Source organism: Micromonospora sp. NPDC005203 (genome assembly GCF_042872705.1).
In the GTDB taxonomy this organism is placed as follows: domain Bacteria; phylum Actinomycetota; class Actinomycetes; order Mycobacteriales; family Micromonosporaceae; genus Micromonospora.
The window spans coordinates 94,697-113,790 of the sequence record NZ_JBIAKV010000003.1; the positions used below are offsets into that span (position 1 = coordinate 94,697).

Annotated in this window: 20 protein-coding genes; 5 read left to right on the plus strand and 15 right to left on the minus strand. The window is 71.4% G+C overall.

The window, feature by feature from the left end; genetic code table 11:
- Positions 1-2 precede the first annotated feature (2 nt).
- The 7 genes from ACFYPM_RS10385 to ACFYPM_RS10415 all read right to left on the minus strand — a co-directional run bounded on the left by ACFYPM_RS10385 (position 3) and on the right by ACFYPM_RS10415 (position 7,880).
- Positions 3-1,628 carry a dipeptide ABC transporter ATP-binding protein gene (locus ACFYPM_RS10385; RefSeq protein ID WP_387193692.1) on the minus strand — a complete coding sequence of 542 codons (1,626 nt, stop codon included), beginning with the start codon at positions 1,626-1,628 and terminating at the stop codon, positions 3-5.
- Positions 1,628-2,527 (minus strand): ABC transporter permease, encoded by a 900-nt coding sequence (locus tag ACFYPM_RS10390; RefSeq protein WP_387193694.1) that lies wholly within the window; start codon positions 2,525-2,527, stop codon positions 1,628-1,630. Before ACFYPM_RS10390 ends, ACFYPM_RS10385 begins: the two co-directional genes overlap by 1 nt.
- Before the next feature lie 3 nt (positions 2,528-2,530).
- A complete protein-coding gene (locus tag ACFYPM_RS10395) occupies positions 2,531-3,466 on the minus strand; it encodes an ABC transporter permease (RefSeq protein ID WP_387193696.1) in 936 nt (311 codons plus the stop codon).
- A 1-nt stretch (position 3,467) separates the two neighbouring features.
- On the minus strand, positions 3,468-5,111 hold the full coding sequence (locus ACFYPM_RS10400; protein WP_387193699.1) for an ABC transporter substrate-binding protein: 1,644 nt from the start codon (positions 5,109-5,111) through the stop codon (positions 3,468-3,470).
- Positions 5,112-5,506: 395 nt separating this feature from the next.
- A complete protein-coding gene (locus ACFYPM_RS10405; protein WP_387193702.1) occupies positions 5,507-6,415 on the minus strand; it encodes a zinc-binding dehydrogenase in 909 nt (302 codons plus the stop codon).
- Positions 6,416-6,458: 43 nt separating this feature from the next.
- Complete coding sequence (locus ACFYPM_RS10410; protein ID WP_387193705.1) at positions 6,459-6,992, minus strand: flavin reductase family protein; 534 nt, start codon at positions 6,990-6,992, stop codon at positions 6,459-6,461.
- 33 nt (positions 6,993-7,025) lie between these two features.
- Entirely contained in the window at positions 7,026-7,880 is an 855-nt protein-coding gene (locus ACFYPM_RS10415; protein ID WP_387193708.1) for a DUF1684 domain-containing protein, read from the minus strand.
- Positions 7,881-8,246: 366 nt separating this feature from the next.
- Between ACFYPM_RS10415 and ACFYPM_RS10420 the strand changes: the two genes are divergently transcribed.
- Positions 8,247-9,044, plus strand: a complete 798-nt coding sequence (locus ACFYPM_RS10420; RefSeq protein WP_387193711.1) for an SAM-dependent methyltransferase — start codon at positions 8,247-8,249, stop codon at positions 9,042-9,044.
- A 56-nt stretch (positions 9,045-9,100) separates the two neighbouring features.
- Here the strand turns inward: ACFYPM_RS10420 and ACFYPM_RS10425 are convergent, their stop codons facing one another.
- Positions 9,101-9,958, minus strand: a complete 858-nt coding sequence (locus ACFYPM_RS10425; RefSeq protein WP_387193714.1) for a cellulose binding domain-containing protein — start codon at positions 9,956-9,958, stop codon at positions 9,101-9,103.
- Between the two features lie 316 nt (positions 9,959-10,274).
- On the opposite strand from ACFYPM_RS10425, the gene ACFYPM_RS10430 reads away from it, so the two are divergent.
- Complete coding sequence (locus tag ACFYPM_RS10430; protein ID WP_387193717.1) at positions 10,275-11,348, plus strand: hypothetical protein; 1,074 nt, start codon at positions 10,275-10,277, stop codon at positions 11,346-11,348.
- 280 nt (positions 11,349-11,628) lie between these two features.
- On the opposite strand, the gene ACFYPM_RS10435 is transcribed toward ACFYPM_RS10430, so the two are convergent.
- The 6 genes from ACFYPM_RS10435 to ACFYPM_RS10460 form a co-directional block, all read right to left on the minus strand.
- Entirely contained in the window at positions 11,629-12,243 is a 615-nt protein-coding gene (locus ACFYPM_RS10435; RefSeq protein WP_387193720.1) for a dihydrofolate reductase family protein, read from the minus strand.
- Between the two features lie 165 nt (positions 12,244-12,408).
- Positions 12,409-13,839, minus strand: a complete 1,431-nt coding sequence (locus ACFYPM_RS10440; protein WP_387193722.1) for a non-reducing end alpha-L-arabinofuranosidase family hydrolase — start codon at positions 13,837-13,839, stop codon at positions 12,409-12,411.
- 160 nt (positions 13,840-13,999) lie between these two features.
- Positions 14,000-14,098, minus strand: coding sequence for a multicopper oxidase domain-containing protein (locus tag ACFYPM_RS10445; protein WP_387193725.1), 99 nt, complete (start codon positions 14,096-14,098; stop codon positions 14,000-14,002).
- Between the two features lie 213 nt (positions 14,099-14,311).
- A complete protein-coding gene (locus ACFYPM_RS10450; protein WP_387193728.1) occupies positions 14,312-14,641 on the minus strand; it encodes a hypothetical protein in 330 nt (109 codons plus the stop codon).
- Entirely contained in the window at positions 14,638-15,090 is a 453-nt protein-coding gene (locus ACFYPM_RS10455; protein WP_387193730.1) for a DUF6220 domain-containing protein, read from the minus strand. The genes ACFYPM_RS10450 and ACFYPM_RS10455 overlap by 4 nt, the downstream gene beginning before the upstream one ends.
- The gene (locus ACFYPM_RS10460) at positions 15,083-15,802 is read right to left on the minus strand and encodes a carboxymuconolactone decarboxylase family protein (RefSeq protein ID WP_387193733.1); all 720 of its coding nucleotides are present in this window, start codon (positions 15,800-15,802) and stop codon (positions 15,083-15,085) included. The genes ACFYPM_RS10455 and ACFYPM_RS10460 overlap by 8 nt, the downstream gene beginning before the upstream one ends.
- A 143-nt stretch (positions 15,803-15,945) precedes the next feature.
- On the opposite strand from ACFYPM_RS10460, the gene ACFYPM_RS10465 reads away from it, so the two are divergent.
- The 3 genes from ACFYPM_RS10465 to ACFYPM_RS10475 all read left to right on the plus strand — a co-directional run bounded on the left by ACFYPM_RS10465 (position 15,946) and on the right by ACFYPM_RS10475 (position 18,592).
- Entirely contained in the window at positions 15,946-17,121 is a 1,176-nt protein-coding gene (locus tag ACFYPM_RS10465) for a sensor histidine kinase (protein WP_387193736.1), read from the plus strand.
- A complete protein-coding gene (locus tag ACFYPM_RS10470) occupies positions 17,118-17,780 on the plus strand; it encodes a response regulator (RefSeq protein WP_387193739.1) in 663 nt (220 codons plus the stop codon). The genes ACFYPM_RS10465 and ACFYPM_RS10470 overlap by 4 nt, the downstream gene beginning before the upstream one ends.
- A 98-nt stretch (positions 17,781-17,878) precedes the next feature.
- Positions 17,879-18,592, plus strand: a complete 714-nt coding sequence (locus ACFYPM_RS10475) for a hypothetical protein (RefSeq protein WP_387193742.1) — start codon at positions 17,879-17,881, stop codon at positions 18,590-18,592.
- Positions 18,593-18,643: 51 nt separating this feature from the next.
- Here ACFYPM_RS10475 and ACFYPM_RS10480 read toward each other — a convergent pair whose 3' ends face one another.
- Positions 18,644-19,012, minus strand: a complete 369-nt coding sequence (locus tag ACFYPM_RS10480; RefSeq protein WP_387193744.1) for a nuclear transport factor 2 family protein — start codon at positions 19,010-19,012, stop codon at positions 18,644-18,646.
- Positions 19,013-19,094 lie beyond the last annotated feature (82 nt).

Below are 19,094 nucleotides of genomic sequence, written 5' to 3' on the forward strand. Positions count from 1 at the left end.
TCCTACGGTCGGCCGGCGGTGACCAGCGTGGGCAGCGCGTCCAGCAGGGACCGGGTGTAGTCGTGTCGGGGGTAGCTGAAGACGTCACCGACCGGGCCCTGTTCGACCACCGCGCCGTCGTGCATGACCAGCACCCGGTCGCTGAGGTGGTGCACCACACCCAGGTCGTGGGAGATGAACAACAGGGCGGTGCCGTCGGTGGCCCGCAGGTCGGCCAGCAGGTCGAGGACCTGGGCCTGCACGGAGACGTCGAGGGCGGAGACCGGCTCGTCGCAGACGATCAAGCTGGGTCGGGGAGCGATCGCGCGGGCGATGGCGACCCGCTGCCGTTGGCCTCCGGAGAGTTGCCGGGGATGCCTGTCGAACAGGTCCGCGCCGAGACCGACCCGGCGCAGCAGGTCGACGACGCGGTCGCGCCGGTCCGCGCGGCTGACGTCGCCGCCGAGGTTCTCCGCGACGACCCGCCCGACGGTGTAGCGGGGGTCGAAGGAACTCAGCGAGTCCTGGGAGATCAGCTGCAACCGGCGTCGCAGTGGGCGGCGGGTCCGCTCCCGTACGCCGGCCCACGCGGTGCCCTCGAACGTGACGGCGCCCGCGTCGGCGTCGAGCAGACCGGCGACGATCCGAGCGACGGTGCTCTTGCCGGAGCCGGACTCCCCCACCAGGCCGAGGGTCTCGCCCCGGGCGATGGTGAAGGAGACGTCCCGCACGACCGTCTGCTCGCCGTACGTCTTGGTCAGCCCGGCCGCGTCGAGCACGGTGTCGTCGGCGCGGACCTCGGGCCGGGCGGGCAGGGCCGCCCGTGCGTCCCCGGACCGGGGCACCCCGAGCCGGCGTCCCCGCGACGTCGCCGAGGGCACCGCGTCCAGCAACTGCCGGGTGTACGGATGCGCGGGTGCCCGCAGCAGCGTGCCGGTGGGACCCTGCTCGACGATCCGACCGTCGCGCAGCACCAGGACCCGGTCGGCGATCTGGGCGACGACCGCAAGATCGTGGCTGATCAGCAGCAGGCTCACCCCGGCGGCGCGTCGCTCGGCGAGCAGCCGCAGGATCTGCGCCTGCACGGTGACGTCCAGCGCGGTGGTCGGCTCGTCGGCGATCAGCAGGGCCGGTTCCCCAGCGATCGCCGAGGCGATCAGTGCCCGCTGGCGCAGCCCTCCGGAGAGCTGGTGCGGGTACTGCCGGGCGCGGCGCTCCGGCTCCGGAAGGTGCACCTCGTCGAGCAGGTGGGTGACCCGACCGGCCCGTTCCCGGCGGCCGACGATCTCGTGGGTGGCGAGCACCTCACCGATCTCGGCACCCACCGTCCGCAGGGGGTCGAGGGAGACCAGCGCGTCCTGCAGGACCAGCCCGGCGAGCCGGCCACGGACCCGCCGCCAGTCCCGCGGTCGATGGCCCCGCACGTCCTGGTCAGCCAGTTCGAGCCGAGCGGCGCGCACGCGCGCGCCCGGCCCGGCGAGCCCGACCAGGGTACGAGCGGTGACGCTCTTGCCGGAGCCGGACTCCCCGACGACTGCCACACACTCGCCGCGCTCGACGGTGAAGCTGATCCCCCGCACCGCGGCCACCGGGCCGGTCGGGGTGTCGAAGTCGACGTGCAGGTCCTCGACCGTGACCAGGGGGGCCATCAGCGCCGCCGCCCGTCGAAGCGCGCCTGCCAGTGCCGGCCGACGACGGTCAGCGACACCACTGTGGCGGTGACCGCCAGGCCGGGCAGGATGGTGATCCACCAGGCCACCTGGAGGTAGTTGCGGCCCTCGGAGAGCATCGCGCCCCACTCCGGCGACGGCGGCTGTGGACCCATGCCGAGGAAGCTGAGCCCGGCGGCGGCCAGGATCGCCTCACCGAGCCCGATCACCGCGAGCACCGGCACCGGACCGACCACGTTGGGCAGCACGTGCCGCAGCACCAGCCGGGACCGGGACTCACCGAAGGTGACCGCCTGTTCGACGAAGCCTGCGCGGCGGACGACAAGCGTCTGGCCACGGACCACGCGGGCGTAGTGCGGCAGGGTGGCCATGCCGATGGCGACGATCAGGCTGGCGGTGCCGGGGCCGGCGATCGCGATGAACAACAGGGCCAGCAGCAGCATGGGAAATGCCGACAACGCGTCGAACGTGCGGCTGAGCGCCTCGTCGGCGGCCCGGTGCGTGAGACCGGCGAGCAGGCCGAGCAGCACCCCGCCGGTGACGGCGAGCGCGGTGGCGGCGACACCGATGGTGAGCGAGTGGCCGGCGCCGTGTACCACCCGCGTCCACACGTCGCGGCCGAGGTGGTCGGTGCCGAGCCAGTGCGCCACGTCGGGCGGGCTGAGCACGCCGAGCGGGTCGGCCGCGAGCGGGTCGCCGGGGGCGAGCGCCGCGGGCCAGGCCGCGGCGACCACCAGCAGGATCAGGTACGCCCCGGCGACGAGCAGCCCGGGTCGCAGCCGGGGCCGTCGGCGTACGACCGGTTCGGCCGGTTCGGCCGGGTCGGCGGCTGTCCGCGCCAAGGCGTCGGTGAGCGGTGGGCCCAGGGTGACGGTCATCGGTCAACTCCTTCGCAGACGCGGATCGACCAGCAGGTACGCCAGGTCGGCGGCGGTGTTGACCACCACGTAGACGGCGGCCGAGAGGGTGACGACGGCCAGCACCACAGGCATGTCCCCGCTGGTGACCGCGCTGAGGGTGACCTGTCCGAGACCGGGCCGCCCGAAGACCTGTTCGACGATCACGGCACCGCCGAGCAGGATGCCGAAGAGCCAACCGGCCAGGGTGACGGCCGGCAGGAGCGCGTGCCGCAACGCGTGGCGCAGCAGCACCCTGCGTTCCCGTACGCCCCGGGACCGGGCGGTGAGCACGAACGGCTCGTCGAGAGCCCTGTCGATGCCGTCGCGCAGCACCTGCGCCAGCAACCCGGCGATGGGCAGCGCGAGGGTGACAGCGGGCAGCACCAACGCGGCGATCCCCCGATCACCGGAGACCGGGAAGAGCCCGAACCGGAACGACAGCACACTGAGCAGCAGAAGCCCGATCAAAAACGGCGGGGTGGACACCAGCAGCAGTTCGGTGCCGGAACTGACCCGGCGCAGCCACCCTCGCCGGTCCCCGGCGGTGGCCACCGCGATGAGCAGGGCGAGCAGCACCCCGAGCCCGGCGGCGGCGACCGCGAGGGTGAGGGTGGGGGCGAGTTGTTCGCCGATCACCTCGGCGACGGGGCGCTGCAACAGGTAGGAGCGACCGAGGTCGCCGCCGCCGAGCCGGCCCAGGTAGTCGACGTACTGCACGATGGCCGGTCGTTCCAGGCCCCACTCGGCGATGATCTCGGCACGGATCTGCGGGGTGTCCGCGCCGTCGCCGACGATGTTGTCCACGGTGTCGCCGGGGGCGGCCAGCAGCGCCAGGTAGGCGGCGGTGGCCGCGACCCAGAGGACGACCAGGCCGGCACCGAGCCGGCGGGCCACGGCACGTACGGGTGGGCGGCTCATGTCACTTGCCGATCCACAGGTCGTAGGCGCTGGCGGGAACCCCGGCGGTGGGCTCGAAGCGCACCCCGCCGACGCCGGTGCTGGCGGCGATCTGGTCGGCCGGGGCGTACAGCGGCAGCGCCAGGGCCTGCTCGGCGACGACCTGCTGTTGCACGTCGGCGTAGATGCCGGCGCGCTTCGTCGGGTCGGCGGTGGCCTGACCGGTCTCCAGGAGTTGGTCGATGTGCGGGTCGTTGACCTGGGTGCGGTTGATGCCGCCCTTCGAGTGCAGCAGCAGGTTGAGTGCGGCGCCGGCGTCGGTGTCGGCCCGCGAGTTGTCGAAGACCTCGTACTCGTTGCGCTGGAACGCGTCCGTGGCGGTGCCCTGGTCGACAAGCGACACCTTGAGGTCGATGCCGGCGCTCTGCTTGACGGCGGCCTGGACGGCTTGGGCCAGGACGTCGCGGCGGTCCCGGACGAAGGGTGCGGACTGCACGAGCCGTACGGTGAGCCGTTTGCCGGCCTTCACCCGGTAGCCGTCGGCGTCCCGGGCCGTCCAGCCGGCCTGGTCGAGCAGGGTGTTCGCCTTGGCGGTGTCGCCGCTGTAGCCGCCTTCGAGGCGCTTGTCGTACAGCGGGCTGGACGGGCTGATCACGCTCCAGGCGCGGGTGGCGGTGTCGCGGTAGACCGACGTCAACACGGTGTTCACGTCCACGGCCTCCCGGAACGCCTGCCGGACCCGCAGGTCGTCGAAGGGCGCATGGGAGGTGTTGAAGTAGTAGGAGTAGGCGGACCCGGAGTTGAGTTCGCGGTTCAGGCGCAGTGTCCGGTTGCCGGTGACCAGCGGCTGATCGGTGGCCGGCACCCCCTCGATGATCTGCACCTGGTTGGACGTGAGGGCGCCGACACGTACCGCCGACTCCTTGAGGAAGCGGTAGGTGATCCCGTCGAGGTGGGCCGGGCCGGTGTGCGTCGCGGTGGGCGGCGCCCAGTCGTAGCCGGCGTTGCGCCGATAGCGCAGCTCCTGACCGGGGACGTAGCGGTCCAGCACGAACGGCCCGGTGCCGACCACATCGGTGCCACCGGCCTTGAGGTTCTTCGCCTGCCGCAGCGACGTCGGGGAGACCTGCGCGCCCTGCGGGGAGGCGAGGAAGTCGAGGATGAGCACGTCCGGCGCGCTGAGGACGAGCCGTACGGTGCGCTCATCGAGGGTCTCGACGGCCTTGAGGTTGCGTAGTTGGACGGCGGCGACGCCAGGGGCGTACCCGGGCTCCCGGAGTTTGTCGAAGTTGGCCTTGACGGCCGCCGAGTCGAAGGGCGTGCCGTCGGAGAAGGTGACCCGGTCGCGCAGCGTCAGGCTGTAGGACAGCCCGTCCGGCGTGACCGTCCAGCCGGTGGCCAGCCAGGGCACGAGCTTGCCCTGCTGGTCGTAGGTGAGCAGCGACTCGAAGGTGTTCCAGACCAGCAGGCGGGCCTTGGCCTGGGCGTACTGGTGCGGGTTGAGGGTGACCGGCTCGGTCTCCACGGCCCAGGTGAGGGTGCCGCCGGAGCGGGGCTGGCCGGCCGCCTCGGCGGCCGGGCTGGTGGCCGTGGAGCAGCCGGCGACGACGGCGAGCAGTGCGGCGAGCGCGGCGGCGGCCAGGGTACGCAGACGGTACGCGGGCATGCGGAGATCTCCTGTCCGGACAGGCGGAAGCGGGGTGCCGACAACGGACCCGACGCGTGGGCGTGGGCCGGTGGCGGTGTCGGTGCGGTGGTGGCGCGGCGGTGCGCCAAACCCCGGCGGGCCGGTGTGGCGGGCCGGGTCACGGGCGAGGGTGCCGGGTCAGGCCAGACAGGAACTCGACCACACGCGACCGAAGTCGATGTGGCCGCGGATCGTCAGCCGCAGCTCGCTGGACATGAGTTGAGTCCACCTTCAGGGCAGTGCTGGTGTCAACGAATCCGTCGCCGGATGTCGGCTATCGCACGGGTGGACGTCAATCCGTTGACGCATACCCTACTAAGGCTATAGGGTTTGCCGGGAATTCCTGATCGGAGAATCAGCGGAACCAGCTCGGCTCAGTCCAGGTCGAGCAGGACCTTCCCGGCCACCCGGCGCTCTCGCAGCGCATCGGCCGCCTCGTCGAGGCGCTGCCACGAGCCGCGCCACCCGATCGGCGCGCGCAGAGCTCCACGCGCCACCAGGTCCGCGAGCAGACCGAGATCCGACCCCGGGGCGGTGGCGTCGCCGAAGGACCGCAGTGTCCGTGCCGCACCCGGCCTGAAGGTGGAGTTCACCGGAAGGACAGCCGGCTCGCCGGAGGCCCAGCCGATGCTGTGCAGCACCCCACCCGGGGCCAGCAGGCCCCAGGCGGCCACCAGGTGGGCGCCACCGACCGTCTCCAGCACCACGTCGACCGGGTCGATGATCGCGTCGAGGCCAACCACTACCTCGTCGGCGCCGAGGTCCGTCAGCCCCGCGCCGCGAGCCGGCGAGCCGACCACCGCGACCACGTACGCGCCACCGAGCCTGGCGAGTTGGACGGCGACCCGGCCCACTCCCCCGGACGCACCCGTGATCAGGACCCGACGGCCGAGAAGCGGCCCCGACGTCCGCAGGGTGCGCAGCGCGGTGAGGCCGACGGTGGGCAGCACGGCCAGCTCGGCCAGGTCGACGGCGGCGGACACCACCGCCACACTGTCCACGTCGAACACCGCCAGGCGGGCCCAGGCCCCCGGCCCGAAGGCGACCACCGGGTCACCCTCGCGGGGGCCTGACCCGTCGATGGCGCCGCGCACCACGTGACCCGCGGCGTCATGCCCGAGCACGGCGCCGGCCGGCCAGACGTCGAGGTGACGGATCTCGCCGGCGTTGACGCCGACGTGTCGCACCTCGACGAGAACCTGCCCCGGTCCCGGAGTGGGATCGGGCAGGCCCGTCACTCGGAACCCGGCGTGGGTGTCCGGAGCGGCGACGATCGCTTGCACGGCATCCTCCTGCGTACGGTGGTTGGGGCGGGCGAGCGCCCGGTCAGGCGGCGGGACGGCGGGACAGTCCGGACTGGTCGCCGGCGAGACCGGCGTAGCGCCCCCGGTGGTAGAGCAACGGCGAGCCGACGTCGCTGTGCCGAAGCACCTCCGGTTCGGCCAGCACGACGGCGTGATCGCCGACGGTCACCCGGTCGACGACCCGGCAGAGCAACCAGGCCAGGGTGTCGTCCAGGATCGGCACCTCCTCCGGACCGGTCCGCCAGCGGGTGGGTGCGGCGAACCGGTCGATGCCGCTCGTCGCGAATGTCCGGGCCAGTTGCTGCTGGTGGTGGGCGAGCAGGTGCACGGCCACGTGCCGGGCACGGGCCACCGCGGGCCAGCTCGACGACCCGAGGTTCAGGCAGAACGAGACGATCGGCGGCGCCAGCGACACCGAGGTGAACGACGTGGCGGTGAAGCCGACCGCGGGCGAGCCGGGAGCGGTGACCACCGTGACGGTACTGGCCTGGTGACGCAGCAGGGTCCGCAGCGCGTCGCTGTCGGCGTCGATCGGGGCGTCGGTGGACTGGGTCATGACGATCCTCCCGCAGGGGTGGGTGCGCAGGGGCTACGAACGGTCGGCCGAATCGACAGCCAGCCGCTCGTACGGGGTCTTCTCGCCGGCCTCGACCGCGATCGGCAGCCGGTTCTCCGCCGGCGGCAGCGGGCAGGTCGCGAAGTCGGTGTACGCGCACGGCAGGTTGGTGGCCCGGTTGAAGTCGAGCGTCACCAGACCCTGCTCGTCGGGTGCGGCGACGGCCAGGGACCGGTTGGCCGGATAGGTCGTGACGCCGGAGGTGGCGTCGGTGAACAGCACCGACAGGCTGCCGGGGGCGGCGCCGTTGAACGCGGTCAGGCTCAGCGGCACCCCGTCGACGGCGAACTCGATCTGACCGGGGGCGTCGTAGACGTGCGTGAGTCCCTCCACTGCCGCGCCGACGGTGGTGGGCCGCGGGCTGTCAAAGGCCACGAAGCGCCCGCTCAGGACCCACCGGTGATCGGGCGGATAGGTGGCGGTGCCCCGGTAGGCGACACGGAGGCGGTGATCCGGGCGCCGGGGACGGAGGATGTCGCGCCCACCCCGGCGGGCCACCTCCAGCACCCCACCCTCGATGCCCACGGTGACGCCGCCACGCTCGGCGATCGGCCCGAACTCATGCCGATCCTGGACCTGGCGGCCGTCGATGACGAGTCGCCCGCCCGCACCGAGAACCACCACGGGTCCCTCGTCGCCGGTGTGCCACTCCCCCGGCACGTCGGGGAACCGCTGCGGCCCCGGGGTCAGCCAGTGCAGGTCGGTGACGGCGAGGAAGCCGTGCGGGTCGGCCCGGGCCTCCTCGTGGAGTCGATGCCACTCCCGCCAGGCCGCCTCGAAGTCGAGCCGGGGGTCCAAGGTCGTCGCTGATACGCCGTCGTTGCTCATGGCAGGGTCCTCCTCGACGAGATGCACCGCCACGCGGGCGGGATGCGGGGTGCCGGGCGCGACAGTGCGCCGCGGACGAGAAAAGGGCCGGTGCGGGCTGGGCAGCCGGTCAGGCCGGGATCGGCGCGCCGGGACAGAGCTGCGCGGCGACCCGCATCAGGTCGACGACCCGGCGGGAGGTGAACAACCGAAGCAGCGGCATGTCATCGAGTTTCCTACCAATGAAGTAGGAATTCAAGACCCCGGATCGAGTGCGGCACCGCCGCCCACCCCGTCCAGCGTCGACAGTGGACGGCGGCGGAGTACGATCCCGCTGCGCACCGCAGTGGTGATCTCCCGCCGACGACCCCTCGATAGGAGCCTGGCATGGCCGGTCCGGACGCCGAACTCGCCGCGAAACTTCAGCCCGACGTGCCGCACGCGGCTCGGATCTGGAACTACTGGATGGGCGGCAAGGACAACTTCCAGTCCGACCGGGCGGCCGGCGACGCGGTCGCCGAGGTCTATCCGGAGATCGTCGTCATGGCGCAGCAGTCGCGCGTGTTCCTGGTGCGGACCGTGCGTCACCTCGCGGCCGAGGCGGGCATCCGGCAGTTCCTGGACATCGGCACCGGCCTGCCCACCATGCAGAACACGCACGCGGTCGCACAGAGCGTCGCGCCCGAGTCGCGGATCGTCTACGTCGACAACGACCCGATGGTGCTGGTGCACGCACGGGCACTGCTGGCCAGCACGACCTCGGAGGGTGTCACCACCTACGTCCCGGCCGACTACCACGAGCCGGAGAAGATCCTCGCCGAGGCGGCGCTGACGCTCGACTTCGACAAGCCCACCGCCGTCATGTACATGGGTGTGCTCGGCTACGAGCCGGACCTGGACGTGGTGCGTTCCATCGTCGGGCGGACGATGGACGCGATGCCCTCCGGCTCGCACCTGGTGCTCTGGGACGGCACGAACACCAGCCCGGCGGTGGTCTCCGGCGCGGAGCGGCTGGCGCAGAGCGGCGGGGTCCCGTACATCCTGCGCAGCCCGGAAGAGCTCGCGAGTTGCTTCGACGGGCTGACGATGGTGGAGCCCGGCCTGGTGCCGATCCCCCTCTGGCGACCGGAGGACTCCGACGCTGTCGGGATCGACGCCTACGGCGCGGTGGCGCGCAAGCCCTGACCGACCGGACGTCCGTCCCGCCGCCGCCGTGACCGCGACAGCGGGACGGACGTCGCTCACCCGTTACACGTCAGCGTCAACCCGTCGGGCACGGCGCTTGTCGACACGAGCAGTCCGAACCTCGCCACACCACCCGGCGCCAGCGTCCCGTCGTACGTGGCGTTGCGGACCGTGAGGTCGGCGCCGACCGTCTCCAGCACTCCACCCCAGACGTTCTCGACCCGCTCGTCTCCGGACCACCGCCAGGAGACGCGCCACCGGTCCAGCGGCTGGCTTCCGATGTTTCGCACGGTGGCCGTGACGAGGAAACCGCTGCCCCACTGGGCGTCGATCGAGGCCGTCGCACGGCACGATGTCAGCGCAGCGGTCCGGGCCGACCCGAAAACGAACGGATCCCGCTTGCCGTTGGGATCGCTGAACCGGTACCAGTACTCGGTGTCGGGCGTCAGCCGGTCGATCGTCACCGCGCCGGCGCGCTCCGACCCGGAGGCGGCCGCCGCCACCGGCGCCCGCCACTGCTGGGCGTCCTCGCGGCTGGCGAAGAGGCTGACGGTCAACGGCGGGTCGTAGCCGCAGGGCGGGCGGAAGAAGATCGAGTACGAGATGGTCACGCTCGTGGTGGTGACAGCGGTGACGCTGGCGCCGATCGGCAGGGCCGGCGGGCAGGCGATCGTGGGAGTGGGTATCGGAGTGGGCGTGGGCGCCGCAGTGGGTGCCAACGTGGGTGTGCGTATCGGAGTGGGCGTGGGTGCCGCAGTGGGTGCCAACGTGGGTGTGCGTATCGGAGTGGGCGTGGGTACCGCAGTGGGTGCTGACGTGGCCGACGGTGTCGGTGCTGGTGTCGCCTCGGCGACGGCGGTCCCGGCCCAGGCGGCCAGCGCCATGGTCGTGACGGCGAGGAACGTGCGAAGCATCGGTGCCTCCGTGGTTACCGGGCACCGAGGACCGAGGTGGTGGCCGGTGCCGCGCTCGGGTGTCCGACCGCCGACGAGGGCTGCCCGGCACGGGTGACTCAGCCACCTCGTGCGCCCTGCGGGCCGGAGAAGATGCGGTACGCGCCGACTCCCGAACACGACCGAACCCCAGCATGGCAGTCTGCAAGCATCGATACAACCCGATCCCGATCTCGTCGGGCATCGTCTGCTTTCTCGTCGCCGTAGGGACACCCGCCGGGTGCCCGAACCCCGAATGATCCATCAGGGTCTATTCCTTCGGACACCGGAGCACACCATGCTCGACGCAAGCAGCACAACCCGGCGACCCCGGGTGGTGCGGGCACTGGCCGCGGCAGGCGCTGCGGCAGCGCTGGCCGCTGCCGCGCTGGCCGCGCCGACCCCCGCCGTCGCCGCCGTCGGCCGAGCCGAGTTGGCCCTCCGCTGGGCGCCCATCCACTACCAGGACGTCGATGCCACCGGCAGCCACGCCCTGAGTGGCCAGTCGGACTACCTGGCCCCTGTCGACCTCGACGGCGACCTGGACGGACGCAACAACTGGGACCGGGCTGGCCAGGCCGGCACCGCACCTGCCGCGCACGTGTACTACTCCGTCGTGGAGACGAGCACCCACTGGTACATCACGTACTTCTTCTATCACCCCCGCGACTGGACCGACCATCCGTTCTTCGAGACCGAGCACGAGAACGACGGTGAGGGCGCGCTGTTCGCGATCGAGCGCGACGGTTCCACGTACGGCGTTCTCCGCTCGGCCATCACGGTCGCGCACAGTGACTTCTTCTCCTACACGCCGACCGGCAGCACCTGGACCAACGGCGGGGAGAGCATCGACGGCACCCTGCGGTTCCAGGCGTCGCCGCACGACACGTTCCAGCACCCGGTGACGGCGCAGGAGGCGCAGGGCCACGGACTCAAGGCGCACCCGCAGTACGACATCAACGGCGACGGCCTGGTCTACTACCCGTCGACCGTCGCCGAGACGCCGAGCAGCAGCAACGACCGCGACGTGCGCTATCAGCTGATCGACATCTTCGCCGCCGGCGGCCTGTGGGCGCAGCGGTCCAACGCGCGGCTGTTCGCCAGCCTGGGCACGTTCGCCGGTGACACGTCCGGCGACTGCGGCGTCGGCACCTGGAGCTGTTCGACAAACTCGGCAAACGCGCCCTGGGGCTGGGACGACGGCAACGACGCCCCCGCGCGTGGCGAGATCGCCAGCGACCCGGCGAAACTGTCGGCCGCGTACTTCACGGTGCCGGCTGGCCAGGCTCGCACCTACAGCTACAACCCGTACGCCGGCGCCGCGGCGGCGCTCGCCGAGGCGGCGAGGACGGTGCCACCGACCGTCGACTGATCTTCTCGTCTCCCCGGGTCGGACCGTCCTGGCCCGTCACCGGGGAGACGAACCAACCCGCACCCGGTCGCTCCCGAAACCGTTAGGCGGAATGACTGCTCGTCAACCGATCCTGCCTCGCGATCTTGCACTTTCTGCCCCGACATTAGGGTGCATTACCGCTTAAATTGGCGACAGGAAGTGCGAGATCGGCGCGATTCTCCTGCCCTAACGCGACGGCGTTGACAACCAGGATCGAGCACGGTCGTCACACGGGCCTACGACGTTCCCGCGACGGTGGCTACTGCCCGGCCGGCACCTGGTCCCTGACGTCGTCGTAGCCGGCCTTCCCCGGTGCCGCAGCCGGCGCGTAGATCACGCGCAGCACGCCCGTCGGAAACGCCTCGGTCGCCACCACCCGCAGGTGGTACGCCGTGTCACCCTCGTCGAACAGCTTGCGGCCCTTCCGCGCCGCCACCGGATGCACCAGCAGGCGCAGCTCGTCGACGAGCCCCGCGGCCAGCAGCTGCTGCACGACAGAGATGGACCCGGGGACGAGGATGCCGCGCACCCCGTCATCGGCCTTGAGCGACGTGACGGCACCGACGAGGTCACCGGCGATCAACTCGGAGTTGCGCCAGGAGAACTCCAGTGGTTGGCGCGACACCACGACCTTGCGCACGTCCCCGAGCTGCTTGGCGAACGGTGCGTCCTCTCCTCCCGCGGCCTCACGCTCGGGCCAGGCACCGGCGAAGCTGTCGTAGGTCGCACGGCCGATCAGCAGCACGTCGGCGGTCTCGTAGTCCTCGGTGACGGCGCGGCCCATGTTCTCGTCGAAGTACGGGAAGTGCCAGTCGGGGTCGATCTCGGCCACCCCGTCGGCCGAGATGAACAGTGTGGAGATGACCTTTGCCATCGCGGGGAATCCCTTCAGCTCAGGTGATGTCGCAGGTAGACCGCCGCATCATCCCAAACTCTCCCGCCCGCGGCCGCGCCGAGGAGGACTTCGGCGTTTCGCACCCGGAAGGTCGCGGGCGGGCTCGGCGTGTCGCCGAGCCCGCCCGTTTCTGGGCCAGCAGCGTCAGCGCTGCAGGGTCAGCAGACCCGGCCGGTACGGCAGGAGGCCGTAGTCGACGCCGTCGGAGCTGGGCGAACGACCCTGGTAGAGCAACTGCAGGTTGCACGCGTCGACCGTCATGGTCTGGTCGGCGTTGGTGCGCAGCAACTCACCGTGGCTGATGTCGTTGGTCCAGGTGGCACCACTGTTGACCTTGCCGGCGAACGGGTTGCTCTGGGTCGCGGCCTGCGGCGTCCACGAACCGTTGAGGCTGGTGGCCGTGAACGAGCGGAAGTAGCGCCCCGTCGAACCGATCGCCTCGACGATCATGAGGTACTTGTTCAGACCCTGCAGCTTGTAGACCTGCGGCGCCTCGAACAGGTTGTTCGTCGTGTCACTCATGATGGTCGTGTAGCTGCTGCCGAAGCTGCCGGGGAAGTTCCCGATCGGCATGCTGGCCCGGTAGATCTTGCCGTTGTCACCGGCGAAGAACAGGTACATGGTCGTGTCGTCGGCGATGAGCGCCTGGTCGATCGGCCCGGTACCGGAACCGGTGATGCTCCCGGTGAACAGCGTCTGCGGCGCCGACCAGCCGTTCGGGTTGGTCGGGTTGGTCGACGTGCGGTACGAGAACGCCGGCCCACCCCACTGGTAGGCGAGCACCCAGATGTTCTTCGGCGCGAAGTAGAACAACGAGGGCGCGACGGTCCCCGAGTTCATCCCGGTCTGGGTGGCCGAAGCCATCTGCGAGTAGTTGTTGAAGAGGCTGAAGTTCATCGAACCCCAGCGGTCCCCGAAGTCGTGCGTGGTGGCGTAGACCAACTGCTGACCGTTGTAGGGCGCGACGGTGAAGTCCTTGAGCGACACCCAACCCGACTTCGGCGTCGCCAACACGCCACTCGACGACCAGCGGTACGTCGAGGGAAGGTCGCAGCGGGTCGGCGGCGGGGTCGTCGGCGGCGGCGTCGTGGGCGGTGGTGTGGTCGGGGGCGGGCTCGTCGGGGGCGGGCTCGTCGGCGGTGGGCTCGTCGGCGTGGTGCCGTCACCGCAGGTCACGCCGTTCAGGGCGAAGCTCGTCGGCGCGGGATTGCTGCCCGTCCACGATCCGTTGAAACCGAACGACACCGTGGCGTTGGTGCCGATCGAGCCGTTGTAGCTCACGTTCCTCGCGGTGACCGCGGAGCCGCTCTGCGTCAGTGACGTGCTCCACGCCTGCGTGACCGTCTGCCCGGCCGCATACGACCAGGTCAACGTCCAACTTGTCACCGGATCACCCAGGTTGGTGATCGACACGTTGGCGGTGAATCCACCCTGCCACTGCGACGGCACGGCGTAGTTGACCGAACAGCCCGCCGCCGCGGCACCGGCCGGCAGCGCCGCGACAACCGACGCCGACACGAGTAGGGCAACGCCGGCCGACGCCAGACCGACATTGGTGTATCTGGATCTGGTCATAGAACACCCTCCTGAGGGGACGGCGGCCCGCACATTGGCGGTAGTCGCTGGCTCGGTGGTTTTGTGAGCGTTAACAGGCCGCGACAGGTATGTTACGGGAGCGCTCCCATACCCTCAACCTTGAACTCACAATCTTCGATCTCCTGTGCCGCCCGGTGGATCACGAGTACCTGAGGCGCATCGTCATGCCGGCGTCGGCGTGCGCCAGGTTGTGGCAGTGGTTGGCCCACACCATCGGGTTGTCGGCCCGGAACGCCACCTCCCACACCTCGCCCGGTCGGACGTCGAACGAGTCCAGCCACAGCGGAATGCTCGGGTCGGCCGCGCCGTCGACGGTGTGCGCGTAGCGGGGAAGCAGGTCGTCCAGGTCGAGGCCACGATCGACGGCAGCGCGGCGGCGACGCCGTAGCCGAGCGGATCCAGCACCGGCCAGTCGCCCGGCGGCGTCGCCCCGGATAACCGTGCAGGACCGTCACGAACAGGTCACCGCTCGTGGCGTACCCGGCGAAGAGGAACGGGACCGCGACGGACCGGATGTCGCCCGCGACCGATCGCCACCGCGGCCCGGCCGCGGCCACCGCCGCGAGCGACAGGGGGCGACGACGAGGACCTTCTCCGCCGCGAACCACCAGCCGGCGCGGGCGAGCGCGGTGATGGTGATCGCGCGGGCGAGCGTGGCGAGCAGCGCGACGAGCGCGAGCGGACGCCGCTGGACGGCCGCCGCCGCGCCGCCGCCCAGCCAACCGGCGGCCACGAGAACCGCGAGGAGAACGTCGACGACGAGCAGCGAGCCGGTGGTCATGCCGGCTCTCTGCTGCCCACGACGGCGCCGGTGGAGTCGGCCGGCTCGGGGTCGGACAGCTTCCGGGCTCCCTGGAGGACGGCGACCACGACGTGTACGGCGATGATCCCGTTGAGGGCGTGCAGCGCACCGACGATCGGTCCGAGCGGGGTGCTGACGCCCGCGGCGTCGGTGGCCGCGTTGGCGAGCGCGGCGAGGAGCGCCTGCAGGACGACGAGACCGATCGGCAGGAGCGCCAGCGCGATGAGCCGGCCCGGTGCCTTCGCCAGTGCCGCGCACAGCGCGGTGAGCAGGGTGAGGGCCGGGATGACCGCCATGCCGTTGATGCTGTGCAGGGCGTACGCGTCGTCGCCCCCGGATCTGGTGAACCCGCCCACGGCGGCGAAGGCGAACTGGAGGACGAACGCGACGAGCAACAGGGCGCTGCTGATGACGAGTGCCTTACGCATGGTGGTCTCCCAGCGGGTGCGCCGAGGTCAGTGCCTGGGCGATGTGCTCGGTGGCCGTGATCGCCCCGTAGGCGACAAGCCGCACGAGGTCGGCGTCGCCGGGATGGGAGAGCCGCCAGAGAGCGACGTCGCCGACGGTTATCGCGCTGGGCGCGAACGCCGCCAGCAGGGCGATCCGGGTGCCGACCGAGCGCACCAGTGGGGAGCGTTGCAGGCCGCCGGGGAGCAGATCGGGGTCGAGCAGCGCGGAGACGATCCGGTTGATGACGTGGAAGGCGAGCAGGGTGCCGGTGACCTCCGGGCGGTACGGGCTGGTCCAGTCGGACGCCGTGGGGTTGCGGCTCGCCTGCGCCCAATCGACGAGCGCAGCGTACCCCGGCTGCGGTGGTGTCCCGTCCCGGACGATGACCTCGGCCAGCTTCGGCTCGCCCAGCGCGTGCAGCAGCATCGCGTGGGCGTCGAGGCAGAACCGACAGCGGTTGGCGCGGGACACCGCCGCCGCGACGAGTTCGCGCTCGACCCGGGACGCGTCCCCGGCGAGCAGCGCCTCGCGCATCAGCGCCCAGGTCGCGGCCAGCACCTCCGGCACGGCGGCGAGCACCTGGAAGGTGGGCAGCGGCCCGAGGAAGTCGTCCGACATCTGCCGGTAGACCTCCGCGGTCCAGCCGGTCGCGGCCGACGCCTGCACTGGGGTGGTGAAGCGGTATGTCATGGGTTCGATGCTCGTCCGGGCGAGCTGGGAAAACGTCGTGCCGTCGCAGGCACTTGGCCGGCCGGCGCTACCGCGTCCGCGGTACGTCCGGTTACCGCGGTCGGTGGATGCCGCACGGTGACGGCCCGTTCTACAGTTCGACAATGCGTCGCGATCTGCCGTACGCCCTCAGTGGCCTCGCCCTCGGCGCCCTTCTGCTCGGCAACGCGGCGCTCGCGCCGGACGCCGCGGCGGTTGGTGCTGTCGACGTCGTCCTGGTCCTGGCCATGATGGTCGCCCTGGCGGCGTGTCGGCGGTATCCGGTGGTGGCGCTGGGCGTGGTCACCGTCGCCATGCTGGCCGTGCACGTCCGCGTGCACCCCGGCGTGTCCGCCGCGTTCCCGGTGCTCGCAGCGGTCTACGTCGCCGCCTGGCGGGGGCAGCGGGCGGCTGCCGCCGTGGCCAGCCTCGTCTTCCTCGGTAGCTTTCTGGCCCGGGACATCTCGACGGCGCAGACCGGCCAGCTCATCGTCGAGCGAACGCCCCTGCTGCTCGGCTGGTTCGTGGCTGCCAACGTCGCGGGGCTGGTGGCGCGGCAGCGCCGGGCGTACCTGGAACAGGTCGAGCAGCGGGCGATCGAGGCCGAACGCACCCGCGAGGAGATGGCGTTGCGTCGCGCCGGGGAGGAACGCCTGCGCATTGCCCGTGACCTGCACGACTCCCTGACCCACAGCATCTCGGTGATCAAGGTGCAGGCCGGGATCGCCGTGCACCTCGCCCGCAAACACGGCGAGCAGCCGTCGGCCACGCTGCTGGCGATCCAGGAGGCCAGCGGCGCCGCGATGCGGGAGCTGCGCACCACGCTCGACGTCCTGCGTTCACCCGCCGACGAGGACCGCGTGGGGCTGGCCCGGGTGGACGAGCTCGCCGAACGGACCCGGGCCGCCGGCGTCCCGGTGCACGTCACCGTCAGCGGCCCGCCACGGGACCTGCCCGCCGAGATCGACCAGGCCGGGTATCGGGTCGTCCAGGAGGCACTGACAAATGTGGCCCGTCACGCCGGCCCCGCCACCGCGCGCGTCCACGTCGAGTACGCCCCGGCCCAGCTCACCGTCTCGGTCACCGACGACGGCCACGCGTCGCCGGCTCACCCGATCACACCGGGCGTGGGCCTGCGTGGCATGCGGGAACGCGTGACCGGGCTCGGCGGCACCCTGCGGGCCGCCGCCGCCAACGACAACGGATTCACGGTACGGGCCGCGTTCCCGCTGGACGGCCCCGGCGGGACCGCGCGCTCACCTGTGGTCCAGCGGACTCAGCGCGCCGGGGAGCCGGGATGATCCGGGTTCTGCTCGCCGACGATCAGGCCCTGATGCGAGCCGGATTCCGGGCCCTGCTCGACGCCGAGGACGACCTGGAGGTCGTCGGCGAGGCCAGCGACGGTGCCGCCGCCGTCCACCTGTCGCGGCGTCTGCGCCCGGACGTGGTGCTCATGGACGTGCAGATGCCGGGGCTCGACGGTATCGAAGCCACCCGCCGCATCGCCGCCGACCCGGACCTCGCCGCGGTCCACGTCCTCATCGTCACCAACTACGGGCTCGACTCCTACGTCTTCACCGCCCTGCGCGCGGGTGCCAGCGGTTTCCTGCTCAAGGACGCGGACCCCGCCGACCTGCTCCAGGCCATCGCCGTCGTGGCCCGCGGCGACGCACTGCTCGCACCGGCCGTGACGCGGACACTCATCAGCGAGTTCGTGTCCGGCCCACCGCCGGCCGAGCCGGCGGCCGGGCGTGACGTGCTGACCGCCCGCGAGCAGGAGATCGTCGAGCTGGTCGCGGGCGGGCTGAGCAACGACGAGATCGCCTCGCGCATGGTGATCAGTCCGTTGACCGCCAAGACACATGTGAATCGGGCGATGGCGAAGCTGCACTGCCGTGACCGCGCCCAACTTGTCGTGTGGGCGTACGAGTCGGGACTCGTCACGCCGCGCCGTCGATGATCGACAACGCGCTTCGAGGGCACCCGAAGGCACACGGGGTGGGGCCGACGCACTAGCATTGCCGCCGACCGACGACGGCTCTGCTGAAACGAGGCGACATGCGTTGGCTCCGGCGGTTGCTGGGCGGCAGGCGGGTCCAACTCGATCCGGGACGCCAGCAGGCGCTGCTGCACGACGTGCACACCCGGTACGGCCCGCACGCGCGGATCCGGTTCACCGAGCAGGTCGAGGCGCTCACCGCGACGCTGGACAGCGACGACGGCCTGCTGGTGGCGGCCCAGATCGTCGGTCAGGTCGCCGACGAGGCCCACGTGGACCTGCAGGCCCAGGCCCAGGAGATCCACCGACGGACGGGCCGGCGGCTGCTGGTGCACCGCCGCAACTACCGGCCGCTGTGGAAGGAGGCCGGTCCCGCGCTGCGGTGGCCGCTGTTCGCACTGCCGTCCGGCTTCCACCCGTACGCGCAGGTGGCCGCCGCTGTCACGGTGGTCGGCAGTCGGGCGCCCCGGCTCGACCGGGTGACCGACCCGAACCCGTTGTTGACCCGCGTGTTCGAGGTGCTCGACCTGACCACCGCCGGCTGGGAGTACGGCCGGGTGCGGGTGGACACCGACGCCGCCGCCCTGGCCGATCGACTGATCTCCAGTGCCGGGCAGGTCCTCGCGGCCATGGACGACCCGCCGCGACTGCCGCCCGCCGTCCGTGAGCTGATGCGCCGCAACAACACGGTCGCCGTGCACGATCCGGCCGGCCCCCGGGCCGTCGGCGGCATCAACCTGGGCGCGCGGATGCGGGAGGAGTTCCTGGTCTGAGCAGCCTCCGGCGTCACCTCGACGGGCACTGTGCCGTGCGCGGTGTTGCTGTCATTCGCGCCAGGTGCCCGTCCAGTCGTAGAGGGGCGCGGTGGTCGCGTACTCGCGGAGGTAGGAGATCTTGTCGCCGGTGAGTCTCGCGACCGAGGCTCCCTCGAAGGTGCGTGGCTTGCCGTGCCAGGTGTATGAGAACAGCCACTCGGCGATCAGGACGTCGCCGGCAGCCGCGTGCGTGGTGATCTCCCAGCTGTCGACCGAGCCGGCGTCGAGCCAGCTACGCATCCACTGCTCGACTGTCTGCCTGCCTCGGTAGACCGGGCCGTAGCACTCGATGATCACGCAGTCGTCGGAAAGCATGGCTAGGACGGCGGCCACGTCGTGGCGTTGCCATGCGGTGATGTACTCGCGCAGCTGGTTCATCAGGCTGCCTCGGCGGCTGTGCCGGGGGTCGGTCGGTCGATCAGTTGACCGCGTCTGAACCGCGCGCCAGCACGCACAAGAG